The organism is Lentzea sp. NPDC004782, from assembly GCF_040609115.1.
Taxonomy (GTDB): Bacteria; Actinomycetota; Actinomycetes; order Mycobacteriales; family Pseudonocardiaceae; genus Lentzea.
In genome coordinates this window covers 29,294-49,411 of the sequence record NZ_JBEXJN010000032.1, presented here as the reverse complement: position 1 = coordinate 49,411, position 20,118 = coordinate 29,294, and the positions used below count along the sequence as shown (strand labels likewise).

20 protein-coding genes are annotated in these 20,118 nt (G+C 69.3%); 10 read left to right on the top strand and 10 right to left on the bottom strand.

The genetic code is table 11. The features are described 5' to 3' along the window. Positions 1 to 53: 53 nt before the first annotated feature. From ABZV40_RS27730 to ABZV40_RS27720, 3 genes are all read left to right on the top strand, one after another. On the top strand, positions 54 to 536 hold the full coding sequence (locus ABZV40_RS27730) for a hypothetical protein (RefSeq protein ID WP_355447550.1): 483 nt from the start codon (positions 54 to 56) through the stop codon (positions 534 to 536). 94 nt (positions 537 to 630) lie between these two features. Further along, positions 631 to 1,149 (top strand): hypothetical protein, encoded by a 519-nt coding sequence (locus tag ABZV40_RS27725; protein ID WP_355447548.1) that lies wholly within the window; start codon positions 631 to 633, stop codon positions 1,147 to 1,149. Further along, complete coding sequence (locus ABZV40_RS27720) at positions 1,149 to 1,946, top strand: alpha/beta hydrolase (protein WP_355447545.1); 798 nt, start codon at positions 1,149 to 1,151, stop codon at positions 1,944 to 1,946. The genes ABZV40_RS27725 and ABZV40_RS27720 overlap by 1 nt, the downstream gene beginning before the upstream one ends. A 309-nt stretch (positions 1,947 to 2,255) precedes the next feature. On the opposite strand, the gene ABZV40_RS27715 is transcribed toward ABZV40_RS27720, so the two are convergent. From ABZV40_RS27715 to ABZV40_RS27690, 6 genes are all read right to left on the bottom strand, one after another. Beyond that, on the bottom strand, positions 2,256 to 2,612 hold the full coding sequence (locus ABZV40_RS27715; RefSeq protein ID WP_355447542.1) for a glyoxalase: 357 nt from the start codon (positions 2,610 to 2,612) through the stop codon (positions 2,256 to 2,258). Positions 2,613 to 2,816: 204 nt separating this feature from the next. Further along, complete coding sequence (locus ABZV40_RS27710; protein ID WP_355447704.1) at positions 2,817 to 4,472, bottom strand: fumarate hydratase; 1,656 nt, start codon at positions 4,470 to 4,472, stop codon at positions 2,817 to 2,819. Between the two features lie 256 nt (positions 4,473 to 4,728). Then, the gene (locus ABZV40_RS27705) at positions 4,729 to 5,718 is read right to left on the bottom strand and encodes a sigma-70 family RNA polymerase sigma factor (RefSeq protein WP_355447539.1); all 990 of its coding nucleotides are present in this window, start codon (positions 5,716 to 5,718) and stop codon (positions 4,729 to 4,731) included. Positions 5,719 to 5,967: 249 nt separating this feature from the next. Next, the gene (gene dtd, locus ABZV40_RS27700) at positions 5,968 to 6,393 is read right to left on the bottom strand and encodes a D-aminoacyl-tRNA deacylase (RefSeq protein WP_355447536.1); all 426 of its coding nucleotides are present in this window, start codon (positions 6,391 to 6,393) and stop codon (positions 5,968 to 5,970) included. Further along, positions 6,390 to 7,844, bottom strand: coding sequence for a methyltransferase (locus tag ABZV40_RS27695; protein WP_355447533.1), 1,455 nt, complete (start codon positions 7,842 to 7,844; stop codon positions 6,390 to 6,392). The genes dtd and ABZV40_RS27695 overlap by 4 nt, the downstream gene beginning before the upstream one ends. 28 nt (positions 7,845 to 7,872) lie before the next feature. Further along, on the bottom strand, positions 7,873 to 9,357 hold the full coding sequence (locus ABZV40_RS27690; protein WP_355447531.1) for a helix-turn-helix domain-containing protein: 1,485 nt from the start codon (positions 9,355 to 9,357) through the stop codon (positions 7,873 to 7,875). 75 nt (positions 9,358 to 9,432) lie between these two features. On the opposite strand from ABZV40_RS27690, the gene ABZV40_RS27685 reads away from it, so the two are divergent. Further along, the gene (locus tag ABZV40_RS27685; RefSeq protein ID WP_355447528.1) at positions 9,433 to 9,747 is read left to right on the top strand and encodes a DUF3099 domain-containing protein; all 315 of its coding nucleotides are present in this window, start codon (positions 9,433 to 9,435) and stop codon (positions 9,745 to 9,747) included. Between the two features lie 142 nt (positions 9,748 to 9,889). On the opposite strand, the gene ABZV40_RS27680 is transcribed toward ABZV40_RS27685, so the two are convergent. Then, entirely contained in the window at positions 9,890 to 10,768 is an 879-nt protein-coding gene (locus ABZV40_RS27680) for a sugar kinase (protein WP_355447525.1), read from the bottom strand. Continuing rightward, a complete protein-coding gene (locus tag ABZV40_RS27675; protein WP_355447522.1) occupies positions 10,765 to 11,655 on the bottom strand; it encodes a pseudouridine-5'-phosphate glycosidase in 891 nt (296 codons plus the stop codon). Before ABZV40_RS27675 ends, ABZV40_RS27680 begins: the two co-directional genes overlap by 4 nt. A 31-nt stretch (positions 11,656 to 11,686) precedes the next feature. Between ABZV40_RS27675 and ABZV40_RS27670 the strand changes: the two genes are divergently transcribed. Next, entirely contained in the window at positions 11,687 to 11,941 is a 255-nt protein-coding gene (locus ABZV40_RS27670) for a DUF3039 domain-containing protein (protein ID WP_355447519.1), read from the top strand. Positions 11,942 to 11,992: 51 nt separating this feature from the next. Here ABZV40_RS27670 and ABZV40_RS27665 read toward each other — a convergent pair whose 3' ends face one another. Next, the gene (locus ABZV40_RS27665) at positions 11,993 to 13,096 is read right to left on the bottom strand and encodes a YihY/virulence factor BrkB family protein (protein ID WP_355447516.1); all 1,104 of its coding nucleotides are present in this window, start codon (positions 13,094 to 13,096) and stop codon (positions 11,993 to 11,995) included. 156 nt (positions 13,097 to 13,252) lie between these two features. Here ABZV40_RS27665 and ABZV40_RS27660 point away from each other — a divergent pair, with 156 nt between their 5' ends. Continuing rightward, positions 13,253 to 14,938 carry a DEAD/DEAH box helicase gene (locus ABZV40_RS27660; RefSeq protein WP_355447701.1) on the top strand — a complete coding sequence of 562 codons (1,686 nt, stop codon included), beginning with the start codon at positions 13,253 to 13,255 and terminating at the stop codon, positions 14,936 to 14,938. A 114-nt stretch (positions 14,939 to 15,052) separates the two neighbouring features. Here ABZV40_RS27660 and ABZV40_RS27655 read toward each other — a convergent pair whose 3' ends face one another. Next, positions 15,053 to 15,871, bottom strand: a complete 819-nt coding sequence (locus ABZV40_RS27655) for a class I SAM-dependent methyltransferase (RefSeq protein ID WP_355447513.1) — start codon at positions 15,869 to 15,871, stop codon at positions 15,053 to 15,055. A 47-nt stretch (positions 15,872 to 15,918) separates the two neighbouring features. On the opposite strand from ABZV40_RS27655, the gene ABZV40_RS27650 reads away from it, so the two are divergent. The 4 genes from ABZV40_RS27650 to ABZV40_RS27635 all read left to right on the top strand — a co-directional run bounded on the left by ABZV40_RS27650 (position 15,919) and on the right by ABZV40_RS27635 (position 20,114). After that, entirely contained in the window at positions 15,919 to 16,494 is a 576-nt protein-coding gene (locus ABZV40_RS27650; protein ID WP_355447510.1) for a TetR/AcrR family transcriptional regulator, read from the top strand. Between the two features lie 196 nt (positions 16,495 to 16,690). Next, entirely contained in the window at positions 16,691 to 17,815 is a 1,125-nt protein-coding gene (locus ABZV40_RS27645; protein WP_355447507.1) for a substrate-binding domain-containing protein, read from the top strand. A gap of 74 nt (positions 17,816 to 17,889) precedes the next feature. Continuing rightward, positions 17,890 to 18,663, top strand: coding sequence for an ATP-binding cassette domain-containing protein (locus ABZV40_RS27640; protein ID WP_355447504.1), 774 nt, complete (start codon positions 17,890 to 17,892; stop codon positions 18,661 to 18,663). A gap of 20 nt (positions 18,664 to 18,683) precedes the next feature. Further along, positions 18,684 to 20,114, top strand: a complete 1,431-nt coding sequence (locus ABZV40_RS27635) for an ABC transporter permease (RefSeq protein WP_355447501.1) — start codon at positions 18,684 to 18,686, stop codon at positions 20,112 to 20,114. The last annotated feature ends 4 nt before the right edge of the window (positions 20,115 to 20,118 follow it).

The window sequence follows — 20,118 nt, the reverse complement described above, 5'->3', positions numbered from 1 at the left end:
CTGTGAAGGGAAGTCACTGCAACCCGTTGTGACCGCGGTTCCGTCCTCTGACCATGAGGCACATTGGAACCGTAGTTGGCACTGGCGTCCTGCTGCTGGTGATCTCGGCCTGCGGCGGTGCGCGACATCAAGGCACCGGGGCAGGTGGCGGTCCGACGTTGCCGACCGCCACCTCCCCTTCCGAATCCTCTCCCGGAGTGCCGCCGGGCATCGCCCCCGGAGAGGTGCCGCCGGACGGCAAACCCGTGACGAAGCTCGACACCAGCGCCTTGTCGCCGGAGTATCCGCACACGGTCTGGACGCAGGGCGACGGCCGGACCGTCGGTGTCATCGCCCAGGAGGGCGGGTGCGGGAAGGCCGGCGCGTCCGTGCTGGAGCAGTCCGCGACCGCGGTGAAGATCGAGCTCGTCGAGACCACGCCGCTGACCAAGCAGATGTGCACCATGGACATCCGCTTCCCTCCGTTGACGGTGCAGCTGTCCGAGCCTCTCGGCGAGCGCACGGTCGTGCTGACCTCGCGGCAGGAACAGAAGTAGACCTTTCTCCCACGGTGCCCGGTCGGCTTCTGCCCCGCCGGCCGGGCATCTCTTCTTCACCTGGCCACTCGCCAGGTTTGCGAGGATGGTGCGCATGAGAAACGTCATCGCTGCCGTTGCTCTCTGCGGGGTGCTGGCCGGGTGCTCGTCCGGCACGCAGTCCGGCGCGCCCTCGTCCAGCGGCGCGTCCACGACGGGAACGTCCGCGCCGGGTTCCACCGGCTCGTCCGGCTCGAATGCCACGAACACCCCGGTGAAGCCGCCGGTCTCGATCTCGGAGCAGAAGCCGGTCGTCCCGCCCGACGTCACGCCGGTACCGAAGGACAAAGTCGACACGACATCGTTGTCAGACACCTACCGCGACGAGGCCTACGTCTTCGGCGACGGCCGCGACGTCGAGGTCTTCGGTCTGGGCGGGGGTTGCAAGGAGGCCCGTGCGGAGGTGTCCGGCGAGTCCGCCGACCTCGTCCAGATCACGCTGGTCACGATCACCAAGCAGCCGCCGGGCACCGTGTGCACCCAGGAGGTCCGCCAGGTGCCGCTGACCGTGCGCCTGGCCGCCCCGCTGGGCACCCGTCGCCTGGTCCTGGAGTCCCGCGAGGAAACAGGCTGATGGATCTCGAGCTCGACGGTCGTGTGCTGCGCGTGTACGAAGCGGGCGACGGTGTACCGGTGTTCTGGCACCACGGCACGCCCAACCTGGGCCTGCCGCCCGAACCGCTGTTCCGCGAAGGTGTCCGCTGGATCTCCTACGACCGCCCCGGCTACGGCGGCTCCACTCCGGTGCCCGATCGTCCGGTGGCGTCGGCGGCGACTGATATATCGCATATCGCCGATGCTCTCGGCATCTCGCGGTTCGCGGTCTTCGGTCACTCAGGCGGCGCACCGCACGCCCTCGCGTGCGCCGCCCTGCTGCCGGACCGCGTGACCGCGGTAGTCGCCGGCGCCTCTCTCGCGCCTTTCGGCGCCGACGGCCTCGACTGGTTCGCCGGCATGGTCCCGGGGGCCGAGAGTTCGCTGCGGGCAGCCGCCGCGGGCCGCGAGGCGAAGGAACGGCACGAGGCGTCCGGCGTCGAGTACGACATGGAGTTCTCCGAGGCCGACCTGGCCGCGTTGAACGGCTCGTGGTCGTGGTTCGGCAAGGTCGTCGGCCCCGCTCTCGCGAACGGCCCCGGCCCGCTGATCGACGACGACCTCGCCTACGTCAGGCCGTGGGGCTTCGACCCGGCCTCCATCACCGCCCCGGCCCTCCTGCTGCACGGCGACCGCGACGGCATCAACCCGCCCTCGCACAGCCGGTGGCTCGCCTCCCGCATCCCCGGCGCGGAGCTCCGCCTGACCCCTGGCGACGGCCACATCTCAGTTCTCGACCACGCCCGAGCCGCGCTCGACTGGCTCCTCGCTCACTAGCACGCGTACGCGCGCTGGCGGGAGCCTGCGATCGCGGGCTTCGGCCTGCTCGCTGGATGTGCAGGGCAAGCGATCACGGGAGCGGGCACGCCCCGCGCCGCGGTCGACGCCTACGTCGCGCGCTCAACACGAAGGACACCGGCCCGTTGGAGAGACTGGCGACGTTCGGCGACGACGCCGCTGCCGACATCCGGCAGCGACTGGACGACCACGGCTGACGCTGACCCGGAAGGGCGACCGACGGCACGTCGTCTGATCGGGCCAAGCCGGCCGCGGCAACGTCGAGTTCCTGAGCAGCCGGGCCGTCAGCTAGGCGTCTGCGAGGAACTCGACCCGGTTGCCGACCGCGTCGAACGTGTGAAACCGGAGCCGCCCCGGGATCTCCGCCGGGTCGGCCCACACAACGGGATACCCCGCCGCCTCCACCGCCTCGGCGACCTTCTCGACGTCGACCACGAACGCCGGGTGTGCCTTGCGCGCGGGCCGGAAGTCCTCCTCGACGCCGACGTGCACCTCGCCACCGCCGGGCACCTCGAACCAGCACCCGCCCCGTGCGGCGAGCAACGGCGGCTTCGTCAGTTCGGCCCACCCGAGCACCCCGGCGTAGAACGCCCGCTGCTCGTCCTCCGCACCCGCCGGACACGCCACCTGCACGTGATGAATCATCGCGACGACCCCCGCTCATCCGAATACAGGACAAGCGTACTGCTAGTCGCTCGCCGATGTTATGTCAATCGCCAGGGCTTCCACCTGCGGCTTAGCAATGACTCTTTTGACTTCGTCGTCAAAAGACCTGTTGCAAAGGTCGAGAGGCAAGACAGCCGGGCTAACCGATATATCGCATATCGGCCGGCCCGGCTGCGGTGGTGGCTAGCGCCTGAAGCTGATCTGCAGGGTGGGAGCGGACGTCTCGGCGAAGAAGTCGTTGCCCTTGTCGTCGACGACGACGAAGGCGGGGAAGTCCTCGACCTCGATCTTCCAGACCGCCTCCATGCCGAGCTCGGGGTACTCGAGCACCTCGACCTTGCGGATGCAGTCCTGGGCCAGGCGGGCGGCGGGGCCGCCGATGGAGCCCAGGTAGAAACCGCCGTGCGAGGCGCAGGCGTTCGTCACCTGCTTGGAGCGGTTGCCCTTGGCGAGCATCACCAGCGAGCCGCCCGCGGCCTGGAACTGCTCGACGTAGGAGTCCATCCGGCCCGCGGTGGTCGGGCCGAACGAGCCGGAGGCGTATCCCTCGGGCGTCTTGGCCGGACCGGCGTAGTAGACCGGGTGGTCCTTGAGGTACTGCGGCATCTCCTCGCCGGCGTCGAGGCGTTCCTTGATCTTGGCGTGCGCGATGTCGCGGGCCACGACCAGCGGACCGGTCAGCGAGACGCGGGTCTTCACCGGGAGCTTGGTGAGGACCTCGCGGATCTCCGCCATCGGGCGCGTGAGGTCGATGCGCACGACCTCGTCGGACAGGTCCTCGCCCTCCACGTCGGGCAGGAACTGGGCCGGGTCGCGCTCCAGCTGCTCCAGGAACACGCCTTCGGGCGTGATGCGGGCCTTGGCCTGACGGTCGGCCGAGCACGACACCGCGACGCCGACCGGGCACGAGGCGCCGTGGCGGGGGAGACGGATGACGCGCACGTCGTGGCAGAAGTACTTGCCGCCGAACTGGGCGCCGATGCCGAAGTTGCGGGTCAGCTCCAGGACCTGCTGTTCGAGGTCGGTGTCGCGGAACGCGTGGCCCAGCGGCGAGCCCTCGGTGGGCAGGTTGTCGAGGTAGCGGGCCGAGGCGAGCTTCGCGACCTTGAGGTTCTGCTCGGCGGACAGGCCGCCGACGACGACCGCCAGGTGGTAGGGCGGGCAGGCCGCGGTGCCGAGCGAGCGCAGCTTCTCGTCGAGGAACGACGCGAGGCGCTTCGGGTTCAGCAGCGCCTTCGTCTCCTGGTAGAGGAACGTCTTGTTCGCGCTGCCGCCACCCTTGGCCATGAACAGGAACTCGTAGACGGGATCCTGCCCCGGCTTGTGGAACACCTCGATCTGCGCGGGCAGGTTCGTGCCGGTGTTCTTCTCGTCCCAGAACGTCACCGGCGCCATCTGCGAGTAGCGCAGGTTGAGCTCCTGGTAGGCCTCGAAGACGCCGCGGGCCAGGGCCTGCTCGTCGTCGCCGCCGGTGAGCACCGTCTCCGAGCGCTTGCCCATGATGATCGCCGTGCCGGTGTCCTGGCACATCGGCAGCACGCCACCGGACGAGATGGCCGCGTTGCGCAGCAGGTCCATCGCGACGAAGCGGTCGTTGCCCGACGCCTCGGGGTCGTCGATGATCTTGCGCAGCTGGGCGAGGTGCGACGGGCGCAGCAGGTGCTGGATGTCCCGGATCGCTTCCTTCGCGAGCAGTGTCAGCGTCTCGGGGGCGATCTGGAGGAACTTGCGGTCACCGGCCTCGATCAGCTTCACCCCGTCCGAGGTGACGAGGCGGTACTCGGTCTCGGTGTCCTTCGCGAGCGGCAGGACATCGGTGTACTCGAAAGTGGTGGGCACGGCGTACACAGCTCCAACGGTGTGCAGTTCGGATCTGGAAACCGTATACCCGGCGCGTACCGGACGGGCGCGGGCCGAGGTGTGATCCCCGTCGTGGCCCGCACGCCCGTCAGACGGCGGAAGGCCGGGGCAGCCCCCGGCTGCCCCGACCTTCCTTCGTGTGCGAAACCCGACTCACGAGGGGCGTCGCGTGGCTCTGGTAACGCCCGACCGTGCCGTGAGTTGACTCACAAGTCAATACTGCCGGACGGGTGAGTTACGAGGCGTACGCCCGCAGCTTCGCCGCCCGCTCGCCCTGGCGCAGCTTCGACATGACCTCGCGCTCGATCTGCCGCACCCGCTCCCGCGACAGTCCGAACCGCTTGCCGATCTGGTCCAGCGTGCGCGGCTGGCCGTCCTCGAGGCCGTAGCGCAGCCGGATCACGGCCTGCTCGCGCGGTTCGAGGGTCGCCAGCACGCGGCGCAGGTCGTCCTGCAGCAGTCCGGAGATCACGGCGCTCTCGGCGTCGGTCGCGTCCGAGTCCTCGATGAAGTCACCGAGGGGAGCGTCCTCCTCCGTGCCGACCGGCATGTCCAGCGATACCGGGTCACGAGCGTGGTCGAGCAGGTCGACGACCTTGTCGACGGACAGGCCCGACTCCTTCGCGAGCTCCTCGTTCGTCGCCTCGCGGCCGAGCGTCTGGTGCAGGTCGCGCTTGATCCGCGCGAGCTTGTTCACCTGCTCGACGAGGTGGACGGGGAGGCGGATGGTGCGGCCCTGGTCGGCCATGCCGCGGGTGATGGCCTGGCGGATCCACCACGTCGCGTAGGTCGAGAACTTGAAGCCCTTGGTGTAGTCGAACTTCTCGACCGCGCGGATGAGGCCGAGGTTGCCCTCCTGGATCAGGTCCAGCAGCGGCATGCCGCGGCCGGTGTAGCGCTTGGCCAGCGACACGACGAGACGCAGGTTGGCCTTGAGCAGGTGGTCCTTGGCGCGGCGGCCGTCGCGGACGAGCTCCCCCAGCTCTTCGCGACGGGTGGGCGTGAGTCGCTTGGCCGTCTCCATGACGTGCTGCGCGAACACGCCGGCCTCGATGCGCTTGGCGAGCTCCACCTCCTCTTCGGCGGTGAGCAGCGCGGTCTTGCCGATTCCGTTCAGGTAGACTCGAACGAGGTCGGCTGCTGGTCCCTGTGCGTCGAGGTCGTGATCGACGACGGCGGGCGTGTTCTCTCCGACTTCACGGTCGGAGATCCTCGTGACGGTCATGGATCTCCCTCCCCCTGCTGCGGGCGACGCTGCTGTCGGTCAGGACAGTCGCGCGTGGCGGTCAAGGCGGCGCGTCGCTGCGCCCTGGTTGCCGGTTGCGGCGGGCCCGCTCGGGATCCCATCGCTAGCTGGCTGATACCTGGGTAACGAAGACGATTCCGAATTCGTTCCCGACTTCCTGACCTGAAGACGTCACCGCTGTCACAGCGGTTGCGCGACTAATCTGAGGATTGGCTGAGAACCGTTTAGTCACACCTCGACGAGCACGGTGAACGGACCGTCGTTCACGCTCCGCACCTTCATCTCGGCCCGGAAACGTCCCGTTTCGACCCGCGCGCCCTTTTGGCGGAGTTCCTGCACGACGGCGTTCACCAAAGGTTCCGCGTGCTCGGGCCGGGCGGCCGCCGTCCAGGACGGACGGCGGCCCTTGCGCGTGTCTCCGTAGAGGGTGAACTGGCTGACGACCAGCAGCGGAGCGCCGGTGGACTCGCACGACTGCTCGTCGTCGAGGATGCGCAGCCCGTGCAGCTTCTGCGCCATTTTGCGGGCGTGCTCGGCCGTGTCGTCGTGGTGGACGCCGAGCAGCACCAGCAATCCCGGTTCGTCGATCGCGCCGACGATCGCGCCGCCGACTTCCACGCTCGCCTCTGTGACGCGTGCCACAACTGCTTTCACGCGGGAATCAACATTCCGTGCAGGATGAGATCACGAACGATCGGCAACGCCGCTTCTGCATCGATTTCTCCGTAAGCGAACTCGAGCAGTGCGAGGAGGTCCTCCAGGGGCAGCGCACCCGTGCACCCGGCGACGAGCTTGGCGGTCGCCTCGTCGACCTCGTGCTGCCAGCCCGGCCCGTCGGTGCGGTGCAGCCGGGCGACGACCTTGCGCCAGCCGTCCTCGCTCGGCTCGGACACCTCTTCGAGCAGCACGGTGCCGGCGACCCGGAACCGGTGGCCCAGCAGGTCCGGGTTCGCGCGCAGCCACGCGACGTTGTCGAGCCACCGCGCCGCTTCCGGGCCCAGCGGGTCGTCGTAGGCGTGGCGCAGGTCCTCACACACGACCTGGGAGTGCATCTCGTCGGTGCGCCGCAACGTCACGTACCCGAAGCCGACCCCCTCGACCTGGTTCTCCTCGAACCAGTCCAGCCACGCCGCGGCCTTCTGACGGCCTTCCGGACTGCGCGGGTCGACGCCCGCGTCCTTGAGCCACGTGCCGACGTACAGCGCCGGCTCGGCGATGTCGCGCTGCACGAACCAGGCGTCGACGCCGCCGCGCGGCAGCCAGCCGGAGACGCGGTCCGCCCAGTCCTCGCCCTTGCGGTGCAGCCACGACGCCAGCAGCTGACCGACGCCACCTTCGTCGAGGAACGCCGGCAGCTGCCGGATGACCAGCGCCGACGCGTCGTCACCGCCGAGCCCTGAGTCCCGGTACACGTAGTCCACGCGCGGCGGGCCGACGACGAACGGCGGGTTGCACACGACCTGGTCGAACCGCCGGTTGCGGACCGGCCCGAACCACTCGCCCCGCAGCGTCTCGACGTCGAGTCCGTTGATGCGGAACGTGCCCTGCGCGAGCCTCAGCGCGCGCTCCGACAGGTCGGTGGCGGTGATGCGGTCGGCGTGCGTGCTGGCGTGCAGGGCCTGGACACCGCAGCCGGTGCCGAGGTCCAGCAGCGTGCCGACCGGCGTGCGCTTGGTGGCGCGGGCGAGGCTGATGGACGCGTGTCCGACGCCGAGCACGTGGTCTTCCGGGACCGCTCCGCCGCGCAGATCCGAGTCGAGGTCGGCGATGACCCACCAGTTGTCCTCGTACGGCCGGACGTCGAGGCCGGCTTTGAGTTCTTTCGTGAGGATCTCGTTGGCCACGGCGTCGTCGATGTCGACACCGGCGAGCGCCTTGCGGACGTCCTGCTCCGGTTCCTGGTCGCCCAGCAGGAACAGGCGGATCAACGTGCCGAGCGTCCCGGCGTCCCTGCTGGCGCGGCGGGCGGGTTCGGGCTCGCCCCGGCCGAGCGCGGCGTGGGCCTGCGGGCCGAGGGCGTCGACGACGCCGTCCGCGGTGTAGCCGGCGTTCTCGAACGCTTCGCGCAAACGGGCGCACAGGTCAACGGAAAGATCAGGGTGCACGGAGGTAGATGCTTTCACGCCGGCGAAATCAACGCGTGATCTGGAGGGCGATGGCCATCGCCAGGCGCTGTTCGGGGTCGTCGAGGGGCAGTGGGGTCACTTCCGCCATCTTCTGCATCCGGTACCGCAACGTGTTCGGGTGCACGTTGAGCTCGCGCGCCGCCGCCCGCACATCGCCCTGAGCCGCGAGCCAGGCCTTCAACGTCGCCGCGTACTGCGTCCCGTACTCGGCGTCGTACCGCAATATGCTGGATATCGGACCGCGTGTCGGCAGGCGTCCGGCCTCGGCCACGGTGGCGAGCCGCTGCAACAGCACCCGCGCCCAAGCCTCGTCGTACACCACCGGTGCACCGGTGGAAAGCGCGAGACATTCATCGGCTTCCTGCCGCGAGGTGGGCAGCTGCGCGGCCTCCGCCGGCCCGCCGATCCCCGCCAGGACCGTGGCCTCGGTGGGCAGCTCGCGCACCAGCGAGCGCACCCACGCGACGGCGTCGTCGGACGCCGGGATGATCGTGTAGAGAACGTTGCCGAACAACGCGCTGCGCCCTGGCCGCGACCACCCGAAGCCCGCTGTCGCCCGTTGGAACGCCAGCACCGCCGCCCCGTGCTCACCTTCGCCCGCGTGGGCCTGCACCGCGATCACCCGCAGGTCGGCCGACGGCAGTCCCAGCCGGGCGACGTCGGCGGACTCCGGCTGCTCCAGCAACCGGATCACCAGATCCGCCTCCGCCTGCCGTTCCAGATCCGTCGACGCCCGCGACCGCAACAGGTGCAACGCCGCTGTGCGCGCGCCGTCCACCAATGCCGCGGACCTGGTGGCATCGACCGGCCCGGTCACCTCGACCCACACGGACCCGAGCAGCTCCCGCCCGGCCCGGACCGCGGCGACCAGCCGGTTGCCGAGCTGCGGGGTCAGCTTGGGCACGAAGATCGGTTCGTCGGACGACGCCAGGTGCGTGAACACGCCGAACTCGTCGAGCGCCCGCCGAGCCTCCTCCGGGACACGACGGCCGAGGATCGTCTGCACCCGCACCGGGTCGACGTCCTCCTGCCGGTAGGAGTAGGCGAGCACGCGGGACTGCTGGTCCTCGATCGTCACCGGGCCGCCTACCACGCCCGCGATCACGTCGGCGAGACCGAACAGGTCACCGGTGCGAGTGCCACCGTTGACGAGCGTCTGCGTGACGTTGGCGAGCTGGCTCCACGGCACCGAAGGATCCACGAGCAGCACAGCCGCCCCGGACTTCCTGGCTGCCGCGACCACGCGTTCGTCCAGCGGCGGCTTGCCGTGCAGCACGAGCGCGGACGCGGCCGTCGAGGACGCGAGCCGCGCCGCCGCCGCCACCGAAGGTGTGCCCAGCCCGAGCAGGACGTCCCCGGCGGCGGCCGGCGTGTTTTCCGCGGGGTCGTGCAGGGCAACCCCACGGAGTTCGACGTCCCTGCCCCTCGGCGCGCACGCCAGATGCGTGCCCAGACTGCCGAGCACGTCCACGAGCCGATCAAGGGCGACCACGCGCGGATGTTAACCGCCGACCGGGTGTCCCGAGGGTCACTCGGACGTGGGACCATATGATCCGGAGGTGGTGTCGTGAGCAGTCCCGATCGGAACGACACCCCGGTGTTGATCACCGAGGCGGCCCCGTCCTACGAGGAACAGCACGCCGCCCGGCGCCGCAAGTACGCGATCATGATGAGCCTGCGCTTCCCGTGCCTCATCCTCGCGGCCCTGTTCGCCCACACCTGGTGGCTCGCGCTCTTCTTCATCGTGCTCTCCGTGCCGCTGCCGTGGATGGCCGTGCTGATCGCCAACGACCGCCCGCCGCGCAAGGCCGAGAAGGCCAACCGCTACGAGGCCGAGCGCCGCGTCATCGCACCCAAGAGCACCACCGTCATCGACGGCTGACACGCACTCCAAGCCCGCCCGGCCGATCCGTTGCCGGGCGCCCACCCCTTTGCAATGAGTCTTTTGACTTCGTCCGCAAACGTTTTTTGCATGCGGACGAGCCACGGAGGACTGATATATCGGCTGATATATCGGTTGAGGGCTAGCGGGGCGGCTGAGCGCCGACGAGGCTGACGGCTCGCGAACCTGCGCGGACGCCGCCGAGCAGGGCGTCGCGCTTCGAGGCGCCGGACAGCCAGGCGGCGAGGAAGCCGGCGTCGAAGGCGTCACCGGCGCCGGTGGAGTCCACGCACTCAGTGGGTTCAGTGGGGACCGAGATCAGCTCGTCGGTGTCGATCCACGACGCGCCGTCCGCGCCCGAGGTCACGACGACGGTGCCGACGTGCGTCAGCAGGCTCTTGGCACCGGACGGGTCGGCCGAGCCGGTCAGGGCCATCAGTTCGTCGGCGTTCGGCATGAGGATGTCGACGCCGCGGATGTCCTCCAGGAACGCCTCGGCGGAGTGGATCAGCGCCGCCGCCTGCGGGTCCACCGAGGTGGTCCACCCGGCGTCGCGGGCGGCCTGCAGGGCGGCGAGCCCGGCCGGACGGGACGTGGCGTCCAGCAGCACGTAGCCGGACAGGTGCAGGTGACCGTCGGCGCCTGCGAGCAGGCCGGGGTCGAGGTCGGCGGGGGAGAAGCGGGCGTTCGCACCGCGGTCGGGCAGCATCGAGCGCTGGCCGTTCTCGTCGACGAGGACGACGACGCAGCACGTTGCCAGGTCCGGGTCGACGGCGAAGGCGCACCGGACGCCCGCGGAGGTCAGTTCGGCGTGCACCTGGCGGCCCGCCGAGTCGGCGCCGACGCGGGCGACCAGCACCGGGGAGGCGCCGCACGCGGCCAGCCAGACGGCAGTGTTCGCGCCCGCGCCGCCCGGTTCGATCGTCACCTTGGCGCGGACGTCGCCGCCGTGGGCGATGGGGCCGGTGTGGCGGGCGACGACGTCCAGGCCGGCGTCGCCCACGACGACAACCGGCCTCACCGGAACAGCTCGGCGGCGACGGCGGCGGCGACGGAGGCGTTGTTGACGACCAGTTCCTCGTTCGCGTCGAGGCTGACGCCCTCGCTCGCGGTGTGGAAGTGCTCCAGCAGGACCGGGCTGACGTCCTTGCCGCGCACGTCGCAGTCGACGAGCTTCTGCAGGCCCTCGGCGAGGAGGCGGTCGTGCAGGGCGGCGTCCATCTCGAAGTCGGCGGGGATCGGGTTCGCCAGCAGCATGCCCCGGCCACCGGCGGCGAACACCGCGGCGGCCTCGGCGGCGTTCTCGACGCGCCACGGCACGTCGAACTCCGACTCGCGGCGGTAGAACGCCGGGAAACGGGTGGTCTGGTAGCCGACGACCGGCACCGAGCGGGTCTCCAGGACCTCTAGGGTCGCTCCCATGTCCAGGATCGACTTCACGCCCGAGCAGACGATCAGCACCGGCGTCGTCGCCACCACGTCGAGGTCGGCGGACACGTCCCACGTCTCGCGCGCGCCGCGGTGCACGCCGCCGAGACCGCCGGTCGCGAACACGCGGATCCCGGCCTGGTGGGCCAGAGCGGTGGTCGAGGCCACGGTCGTCGCACCGCTGCGGCCCAGGGCGCAGGCGGCGCCGAGGTCGCGCAACGACAGCTTCAGCAGCTCGCCCGAGTTGCAGACGCGGTCCAGCTCGGCGGAGGTGAGGCCGATGTGCGGCACGCCGTCGAGCACCGCGATCGTCGCGGGGACGGCACCGGCCTCCCGCACGACCTTCTCCAGGCGTGCGGCGACCGCGAGGTTGCGCGGCGCGGGCAGCCCGTGGGACAGGATGGTGCTCTCAAGAGCGACGACGGGCCGGTTCTCGGCCAGTGCGGTGGCTACTTCTTCGGCGATGTGCAGCGTGGTCACGAGGGGACATCATCCCAGGTACCCTGGGCAGGTGAGCACCCAGACTCTCCCCGAGGTCGACGTACGGCCGGAAGGCACCGACCACACCGGGGACGACGCCCCGAAGATGTTCCACTACGTGCGCAAGGCGAAGATCGCCGAAAGCGCCGTGATGGGAACCCACGTGGTCGCACTGTGCGGCGAGGTCTTCCCGGTGACGCGGTCGCCGAAGCCGGGGTCGCCGGTGTGCCCGGAGTGCAAGAAGATCTACGACAACCTGCCCGACGGCGGCGACGGCGGCGAGTAAGCCTCCACGAGCGCAACGCGGCCGCGCTCGATGCCTCGGCAACACGAGGCGTCAGGCGCGGCTGCGGTCGTCCGCGCTCGTTTCCCCCTCAGGCTGAGACCGCGGCTGCTGGATCTTCAGCGGCGACGTCAGCTGCGTGTCGGCTGGGGACGGTGCCGAGTAGCTGTTGTTGTTCGTCTCCTGCTTGGGCTGCGCGTTCTCCTCGCGGATGCGGGACGCCGCGCGCTCCATCTCCAGGCGGCGCCACCGGCGGCGCTGACGGCGGGTCATGCGGGCCGGCCACATGTCCTGGATGGCGCTGTTGAAGTACGCGCCGATGGTGATCGCCAGGCCGATGAAGAACACGAAGAGCAGGAACGCGATCGGCGTCGCCAGCGCGCCGTAGGTGTAGCCGGTGGTGGTGATCCACTGGATGTACAGGCGCAGGCCGATGGACGACAGGATGAACACGGCCATCGCGAGGATCGCCCCCGGCAGCACGCGGTGGTACGGCAGCTTCCGCGGCAGTGCGAGCTTGTAGAGCATCGACAGCGACAGCACGAGCAGCAGCGCGACGCCGGGGTAGTAGAAGCGGCCCACCCACGTCGAGATGTAGGGCTGCCACGACGTCGGGAAGAACTGCGGCAGGATGTCCGGGCCCAGCGCGAGCACGGGCAGGCCGATCACCAGCGCCACCAACGACACCATGTACAGCAGCAGGGCGAAGATGCGCTGCCACAGCTCGTTGCGGACGCCGTACTGGCCGTGCGCCACGGTGATCGCGTCGACGAACGACGACATCGCCGACGAGCCCGCCCACAGCGAGATGAGGAAGCCGACGGAGACGATCTCGCCCTTGCCGGTGCTGAGGATCTCCGCGACGGTCGGCTGGATCACGCCGTTGACGACGTCCGCGCTGAAGATCGTCCGGGTGAATCCGATGATCTTCGCCTGGACGGCGGACACGACCTCCTGGCCGAACCAGTCGCCGAGGTAGCCCATGGCGCCCAGCACACCGAGCAGGAGTGGCGGGAACGACAGCGTCTGCCAGAACGCGGCCTCGGCGGCTTCTGAGAAGATGTTGCCTTCCCACGCTTTCGACAGCGTGCGCGCGAGTAGACGCAGCGGCCCCTTGCGGCCGGACCTGCGTGCGTCGTTGTCGGTAGGCGAACCCATCGCAGTGACAAGCATGGTGCATACCGCCACGTTTCGCGGCATTGACGCCGAGAACAGGTAGAGTCGCAGTGCCCTCGGCACCGGCCTGCCTGAGGGCACTGCCATGTCTGACCTGCAAAAACGAGGAGAAACACGTCTGTGACAGCGACAGCAGCAATGCGACCGCTGCGGGCATGGCAGCGCCGCGCGCTGACCAAGTACCTGGCCGCGAAGCCCCAGGACTTCCTCGCCGTCGCCACGCCCGGTGCCGGCAAGACGACCTTCGGACTGCGCGTCGCCGCCGAGCTGCTGGCAGACCGGACGATCGAGGCCGTCACGATCGTCACGCCCACCGAACACCTCAAGCACCAGTGGGCGAAGGCCGCCGCCGAGCAGGGCATCCACATCGACTCGAACTTCCGCAACACCAACGCGATGACCTCCCGCGACTACCACGGCGTGGCAGTGACGTACGCGCAGGTCGCCGCCCATCCGTCGTTGCACCGGGTGCGCACGGAGAACCGCAAGACGCTCGTGCTGCTCGACGAGGTCCACCACGGCGGTGACGCCAAGTCGTGGGGTGAGGCGATCCGCGAGGCGTTCACGCCCGCGGTGCGCCGGCTGTGCCTCACCGGTACGCCGTTCCGCTCGGACGACTCGCCCATCCCGTTCGTCACCTACGAGGAGAGCTCCGGCGGGTTCAAGACGTCCAAGGCCGACCACACGTACGGCTACTCCGACGCGCTGCGCGACGGCGTCGTCCGGCCCGTGCTGTTCCTGGCGTACTCGGGTGAGGCGTCGTGGCGGACCAGCGCGGGCGAGGAGTTCACCGCACGCCTGGGCGAGCCGTTGACGCAGGAGCAGACCGCGCGGGCGTGGCGCACCGCCCTGGACCCGGCCGGCGACTGGATGGCGTCCGTGCTGCGCGCCGCCGACCAGCGGCTCACCCAGAAGCGTGAAAACGGCCTGCCGGACGCCGGTGGTCTGGTGATCGCGACCGACCAGGAGACGGCGAAGGCCTACGCGCAGGTGCTCCAGCGCGTCACGGGCCACGTCCCCACGCTCGTCCTCTCCGACGACCCGAAGGCGTCGGGCAAGATCGCCGAGTTCGCCGCCACCACCGAACGCTGGATGATCGCGGTCCGGATGGTGTCGGAGGGCGTCGACGTGCCGCGCCTCGCGGTCGGCGTGTACGCGACGTCGTCGTCGACCCCGCTGTTCTTCGCCCAGGCCATCGGACGCTTCGTGCGCGCCCGCAAGCCCGGCGAGACCGCCTCGGTGTTCCTGCCGTCGGTGCCGGTGCTGCTGCAGCTCGCGTCCGAGCTGGAGGCCGAGCGCGACCACGTCCTGGGCAAGCCGCACCGCGAGAAGGACGGCTGGGACGACGAGCTGATGGCGGCCGCGAACCAGGCCAAGGACGAGCCGGGGGAGGACGAGCGCGCCTTCACCGCCCTGGGCACCACGGCCGAGCTCGATCAGCTGATCTTCGACGGCTCGTCGTTCGGTGCCCCGACCATGGCGGGCTCCGAGGAGGAGCAGGAGTACCTCGGCCTGCCGGGTCTGCTGGAACCGGACCAGGTGCGCACGCTGCTGCTGCAACGCCAAGAGGAGCAGATGGCCCTCGCGGCCAAGCGCCCCAAGCCCGAGGTGGCGGTGCGCGAGGCGAGGCCCGCCAGCGTCCAGGAACGCCTCGCCTCACTCCGCAAGGAGCTCAACACCCTCGTCGCGATGCACCACCACCGCACCAAGAAACCGCACGGCAAGATCCACAACCAGCTGCGCGAGTACTGCGGCGGGCCACCTACCGCCATGGCGAGCATCGAGCAGCTGGAGGAACGCATCGCCACCCTCCGCTCCTGGTGAGATCAGCCCGGCCAGGAAAGCCCTGGTAGGGCTACGTATGCACCTTTGCAATGAGTCTTTTGACTTCGTCCGCAAACGTTTTTTGCATCAGCTGGGTGGGCGATATGCGATATATCAGTTGCGGGTGACGGCGACGGCGACGGTTTCGTAGTTCGAGGTGAAGGTGCCGCCGTGAGCGTCGATAGCGGCGCTGACCTTCTCCAGCAGGCCGGTGACCTGATCGCTCGTCAGGAGGGCGAGCGGGCTCATGGTGAGCAACAGGTCGAGGTACTCGGCGGTGGTGTAGGACTGGTCCCAGCTGACGCTCCACTGGTCCGGGTTCGAGAACTCGCCGGTGTTGACGAAGGCGTCAGCGGTGCGTGTGCAGCCTGCCCGGTAGAAGCCCACCGCCTCGTCACGGCTGTGGCCGACGAGGAGCTTCGCGTCGGGCGCGACCTCCTCGTAGGCGCCGGCGAGCGCCTGCGCGATCGGGTCCGGCGTCGAGAACACGTGCCACAGGGCGACGAAGAGGCCGCCAGGTCGCAGCAGCCGTGCGACCTGGCGCGGTCCCTGCTCGGGGTCGACCCAGTGCCACGACTGGCCGGCGGCGACGGCGTCGAACTCGCGGCCGGCGGGATCCCAGGCCTCGAACTTCGACACGTCCACCGGGATGCCCGTCGCGCGGGCGGCCTCGGCCATGAGCTCGTCGTGCTCGACACCGAGCACTTCGAAACCGGCTGCCTTCAGCTGCCGGGACAGCGTGCCGGTGCCGCAGCCGACGTCGATCACGCGCGGGCCGGGGCTCGCCTTCACGATCCGCGCGACCAGCTCGTCCGGGTACGGCGGCCGGGTGCGGTCGTAGCGGGCCGCCTCCGAGCCGAACGAGCCCGCGAGCTTCTCCCTGAGCTTCTTGCCGGAGTCCACCTGCTCTGGCTTCTCACCTAAAGTGGGCATGCGCCCACCATAGTGGGCAACTGCCCACTCAGCTAGGAGAATTCGGCGTGCCGACCGGTGTGCACCTGCGTGACGTGCGAGAACAGCTGTTCAACGCGGCGGAGCGACTCCTGGTCGAGGGCGGGCCGAGTGCGCTCACCAGTCGTGCGGTGACGACTGCGGCCGGCGTCGCCAAGGGGGTCCTGCACCGGCACTTCGACGACTTCGACGCGTTTCTCGCCGAGTTCGTGATGGACCGCGCGGACAAGATGGACGCGCGGGCGAAGGCGCTCCTGGAGGCGGCGGGCACCGGGTCCGTCGTCGACAACCTGGCCGAAGCGATCATTGCCGTGTTCGGTTCGGTCGCCGTCGCGATCGTGGCCCTCGTGACCTTCCGCGACGACCTGCGCCGGCGGTTGCGCGAGACCTGGCCCGCCGGTGTGCCGGTGCTGACCGACGCCGCGATCATGATCGGCGACTACCTGGAGCGCGAGCGCGAGCTCGGCCGTGTGAGCGGTGTCGAGCCGGACGCCGCCGCGCCCATGCTCATCGGCACCGGTCACCTGCTCTTCGCCGACCGCGACACCCCACCGACGCCGGATGCGGTGCGGCGCATGGTCCGGTCCGTCCTGAACGCGAAGTAGCCGATATCCGATATATCGCCACTGGATGCAGTAGCGCCGTGGTTACGCTCTCACAACTCTCGGTGACCAAATTTCGCCGAGGTTGCCGCATCGTTACGACTTAATCGATCCAGTGTGGTTCCGGTCACGCATATGTCGGGCATACGTTGTGCGCCACAACATTCTCTGTGACACAGCGCAGTGAAAGGGATGGCGGATGCGCAGCAAGAGCCTCGCTTCCATCGCCGTTACCGCGGGCCTCGCCCTGGCGGTCTCGGCGTGTGGCGCCAACACGTCCTCCGGCAACGGGGGAACCAGCAACACGAACTCTGGCAGCACGGGTGGGGCGAAGGTCGGCGTGATCCTTCCCGAGACCGCCTCCTCCGCTCGCTGGGAAGGCTTCGACAAGCCGCTGCTCGAGGCGGCTCTGAAGAAGGAGGGGCTCGACCCCGACATCCAGAACGCCCAGGGTGACGTCCAGAAGTTCAGCACCCTGGCCGACGGCATGATCAACGCCGGCGTCAAGGTCCTGATCATCGCGACGCCCAACAGCGAGGTCGGTGCCTCCGTCGCCAAGAAGGCGCAGGCCCAGGGCATCCAGGTCATCGACTACGACCGCCTGAACCTCGGTGGCTCCTCGTCCTACTACGTGTCGTTCGACAACGTGAAGGTCGGCGAGCTGCAGGGCCAGGGCTTCGCGGACGGGATGAAGAACGCCCCGCAGGGCGCGAACGTCATCGAGATCGAGGGCGCCCCGACGGACAACAACGCGACCCTGTTCCACGACGGCCAGCAGAAGGTGCTCAAGCCGCTCTACGACTCGGGCAAGCTCAAGCTGGTCCAGTCCCAGCCGATCGACAACTGGGACAACCAGAAGGGTGGTCAGGTCTTCGAGCAGATCCTGACCAGCAACGGCGGCAAGGTCGACGGCGTCGTCGCCGCGAACGACGGTCTCGCCGGCGCCGTGATCACGGTCCTGAAGAAGGTCGGCCTGAACGGCAAGGTTCCGGTCACCGGCCAGGACGCCACCCCGGACGGTCTGCAGGCCGTTCTCCGCGGTGACCAGTACATGACCGTGTTCAAGCCCATCAAGGACGAGGCCGAGGCCACCGCCAAGCTGGCTGCCGCTCTCGCCAAGGGCGACACCGCCGCCGCCGACGCCCTCGCGACCGGCAAGACCAAGGACAACAAGGGCAACCGCGACGTCAAGTCCGTCCTGCTGACGCCGCAGCTGATCACCAAGGACAAGGTCAAGTCGGTGGTCGACGCGGCTTTCGTCAAGGCCTCGGAGATCTGCGTGGCCGACACCCAGGCCGCCTGCACCGAGCTCGGCATCAAGTAGGACCGCTTGCGTCAAGGCGGGGTGCGGAACCTGCGCACCCCGCCTCGGCGCGTGGTAACCACGGAGGAACCCCAGTGAGCGAGCCGATTCTCGAGCTGCGCGGCATCAACAAGAGCTTCGGTCCCGTGCACGTCCTGCACGACATCGACTTCACCGTCAACCCCGGTGAGGTCACCGCGCTCGTCGGCGACAACGGCGCGGGCAAGTCGACGCTGGTCAAGTGCATCGCGGGCATCCACCCGGCCGAATCAGGCGAGATCCTGTTCGAAGGCAACCCGGTGCACATCAAGGGCCCGCGCGACGCCGCGGCGCTCGGGATCGAGGTCGTCTACCAGGACCTCGCGCTGGCCGACAACCTCGACATCGTCCAGAACATGTTCCTCGGCCGCGAGCGCACCAAGCACGGCCTGCTCGACGAGACGGACATGGAGCAGGCCGCGCGCAAGACGCTGGCGTCGCTGTCGGTCCGCACGGTCAAGTCGGTGCGCACGCAGGTCTCGTCGCTGTCCGGTGGTCAACGCCAGACCGTCGCGATCGCCAAGGCCGTGCTGTGGAACAGCAAGGTCGTGCTGCTCGACGAGCCCACCGCGGCACTCGGTGTCGCCCAGACGCGGCAGGTGCTCGACCTGGTCCGCCGGCTCGCGGAGCAGGGCCTGGGGGTCGTGTTGATCAGCCACAACATGAATGACGTGTTCGAGGTCGCCGACAAGATCGCGTGCCTTTACCTGGGTCGCATGGCCGCGGTCGTGGGGTCCAAGGACGTCACGCACGGCCAGGTGGTCGAGCTGATCACCGCCGGGCGTTCCGGTGACCTGGGCATCGCCCGCCCCGAGGCGGCGACGATCTGATGAGTTCCGAAGAGGCGAGCATGACCGACACCACCGAAACGTCCGAGCAGGAGACCCCGGCACAGGGCGCGATCTCCGACTTCGGCATCGACACGACGTCCCAGTCCACGGGCGAGGCCGTTCGCGACTACTGGGCCAGGGTCCGCGGCGGCGAGCTCGGTTCGCTGCCCGCGCTGCTCGGGCTCATCGTGCTGCTCCTCGTGTTCAGCGCGTTGTCCGACACGTTCTTCACCCTCGGCAACCTCGCCAACCTGCTCCAGCAGGGCGCCAGCATCACGATCATCGCGATGGGCCTGGTGTTCGTGCTGCTGCTCGGCGAGATCGACCTGTCCGCCGGTACCGCGTCCGGTGTGACGGCGTCGGTGATGGCACTGCACCTGATCCACAACGGCAACCTGCTCGGCGGCATGGGCGACACGGTGTTCTACGTGTTCTGCGGCTTGCTGCTGGTCGCGATCGTGCTCGCGGTGCTGATGAGGATCTGGGCCGGAGCGGCGCTGTCGCTGGTCGCGTTCCTGATCGCGGTCGTCGGCATTCCCGCGAACGCCTGGCTGGAGATGCTGCTCGCGGTCTGCGTCGGCGCGGCCATCGGCTGCATCACCGGCTTCCTGGTCGCCAAGGTCGGCATCCCGTCGTTCGTCGTGACGCTGGCGCTGTTCCTGGTCTGGGGCGGTGTCGTGCTGCAGCTCATCGGCCAGGGCGGCACGCTGGGCCTGCGCGACGACACGATCTTCAACGTCGCCAACGGCAACCTGAACTTCTTGGGCTCGTGGGCGTTGTTCGTCATCGCCGTCGGAGGCTACGCGGCGGTCGTGCTCACGCGGCACTTCTCCCGCCTGCGCAAGGGACTCGTGGCCCAGCCGACGGCGCTGGTGCTGGCCAAGATCGGCGCCCTCGCGGTGCTGGCCGCGGTCATCACCTACGCGCTCTCGCTGAACCGCGCGCCGAGCAACCTCGTGGTGATCGAAGGCGTGCCGTACGTGGTGCCGTTGGTGCTCGTGCTGCTGGTCATCGGCACGTTCGTGCTCGACCGCACCAGCTACGGCCGGCACATCTACGCCGTCGGCGGCAACAAGGAAGCCGCCCGCCGCGCCGGTATCAACGTCGAGCGGATCCGCATGAGCGTCTTCGTGATCGCGTCTTCCGCTGCCGCGGTCGGCGCGATCGTGTACTCGTCCAAGGTGGGCTCGGTCGACCCGAACGCCGGTGCCGGCAACACGCTGCTGCTGTCGGTCGGCGCGGCCGTCATCGGTGGCACGTCGCTGTTCGGTGGCAAGGGCCGGCTGCGCGACGCCGTCATCGGTGGCGCGGTGCTCGCGATCATCCAGAACGGCATGGGCCTGCTCAAGCAGCCCGCCGCGGTCGTGTTCATCGTGACCGGCCTGGTCCTGCTGCTCGCCGCGAGCGTCGACGCGTTGTCCCGCCGCCGGGCGGCCAACGCGGCTCGCTGACGAG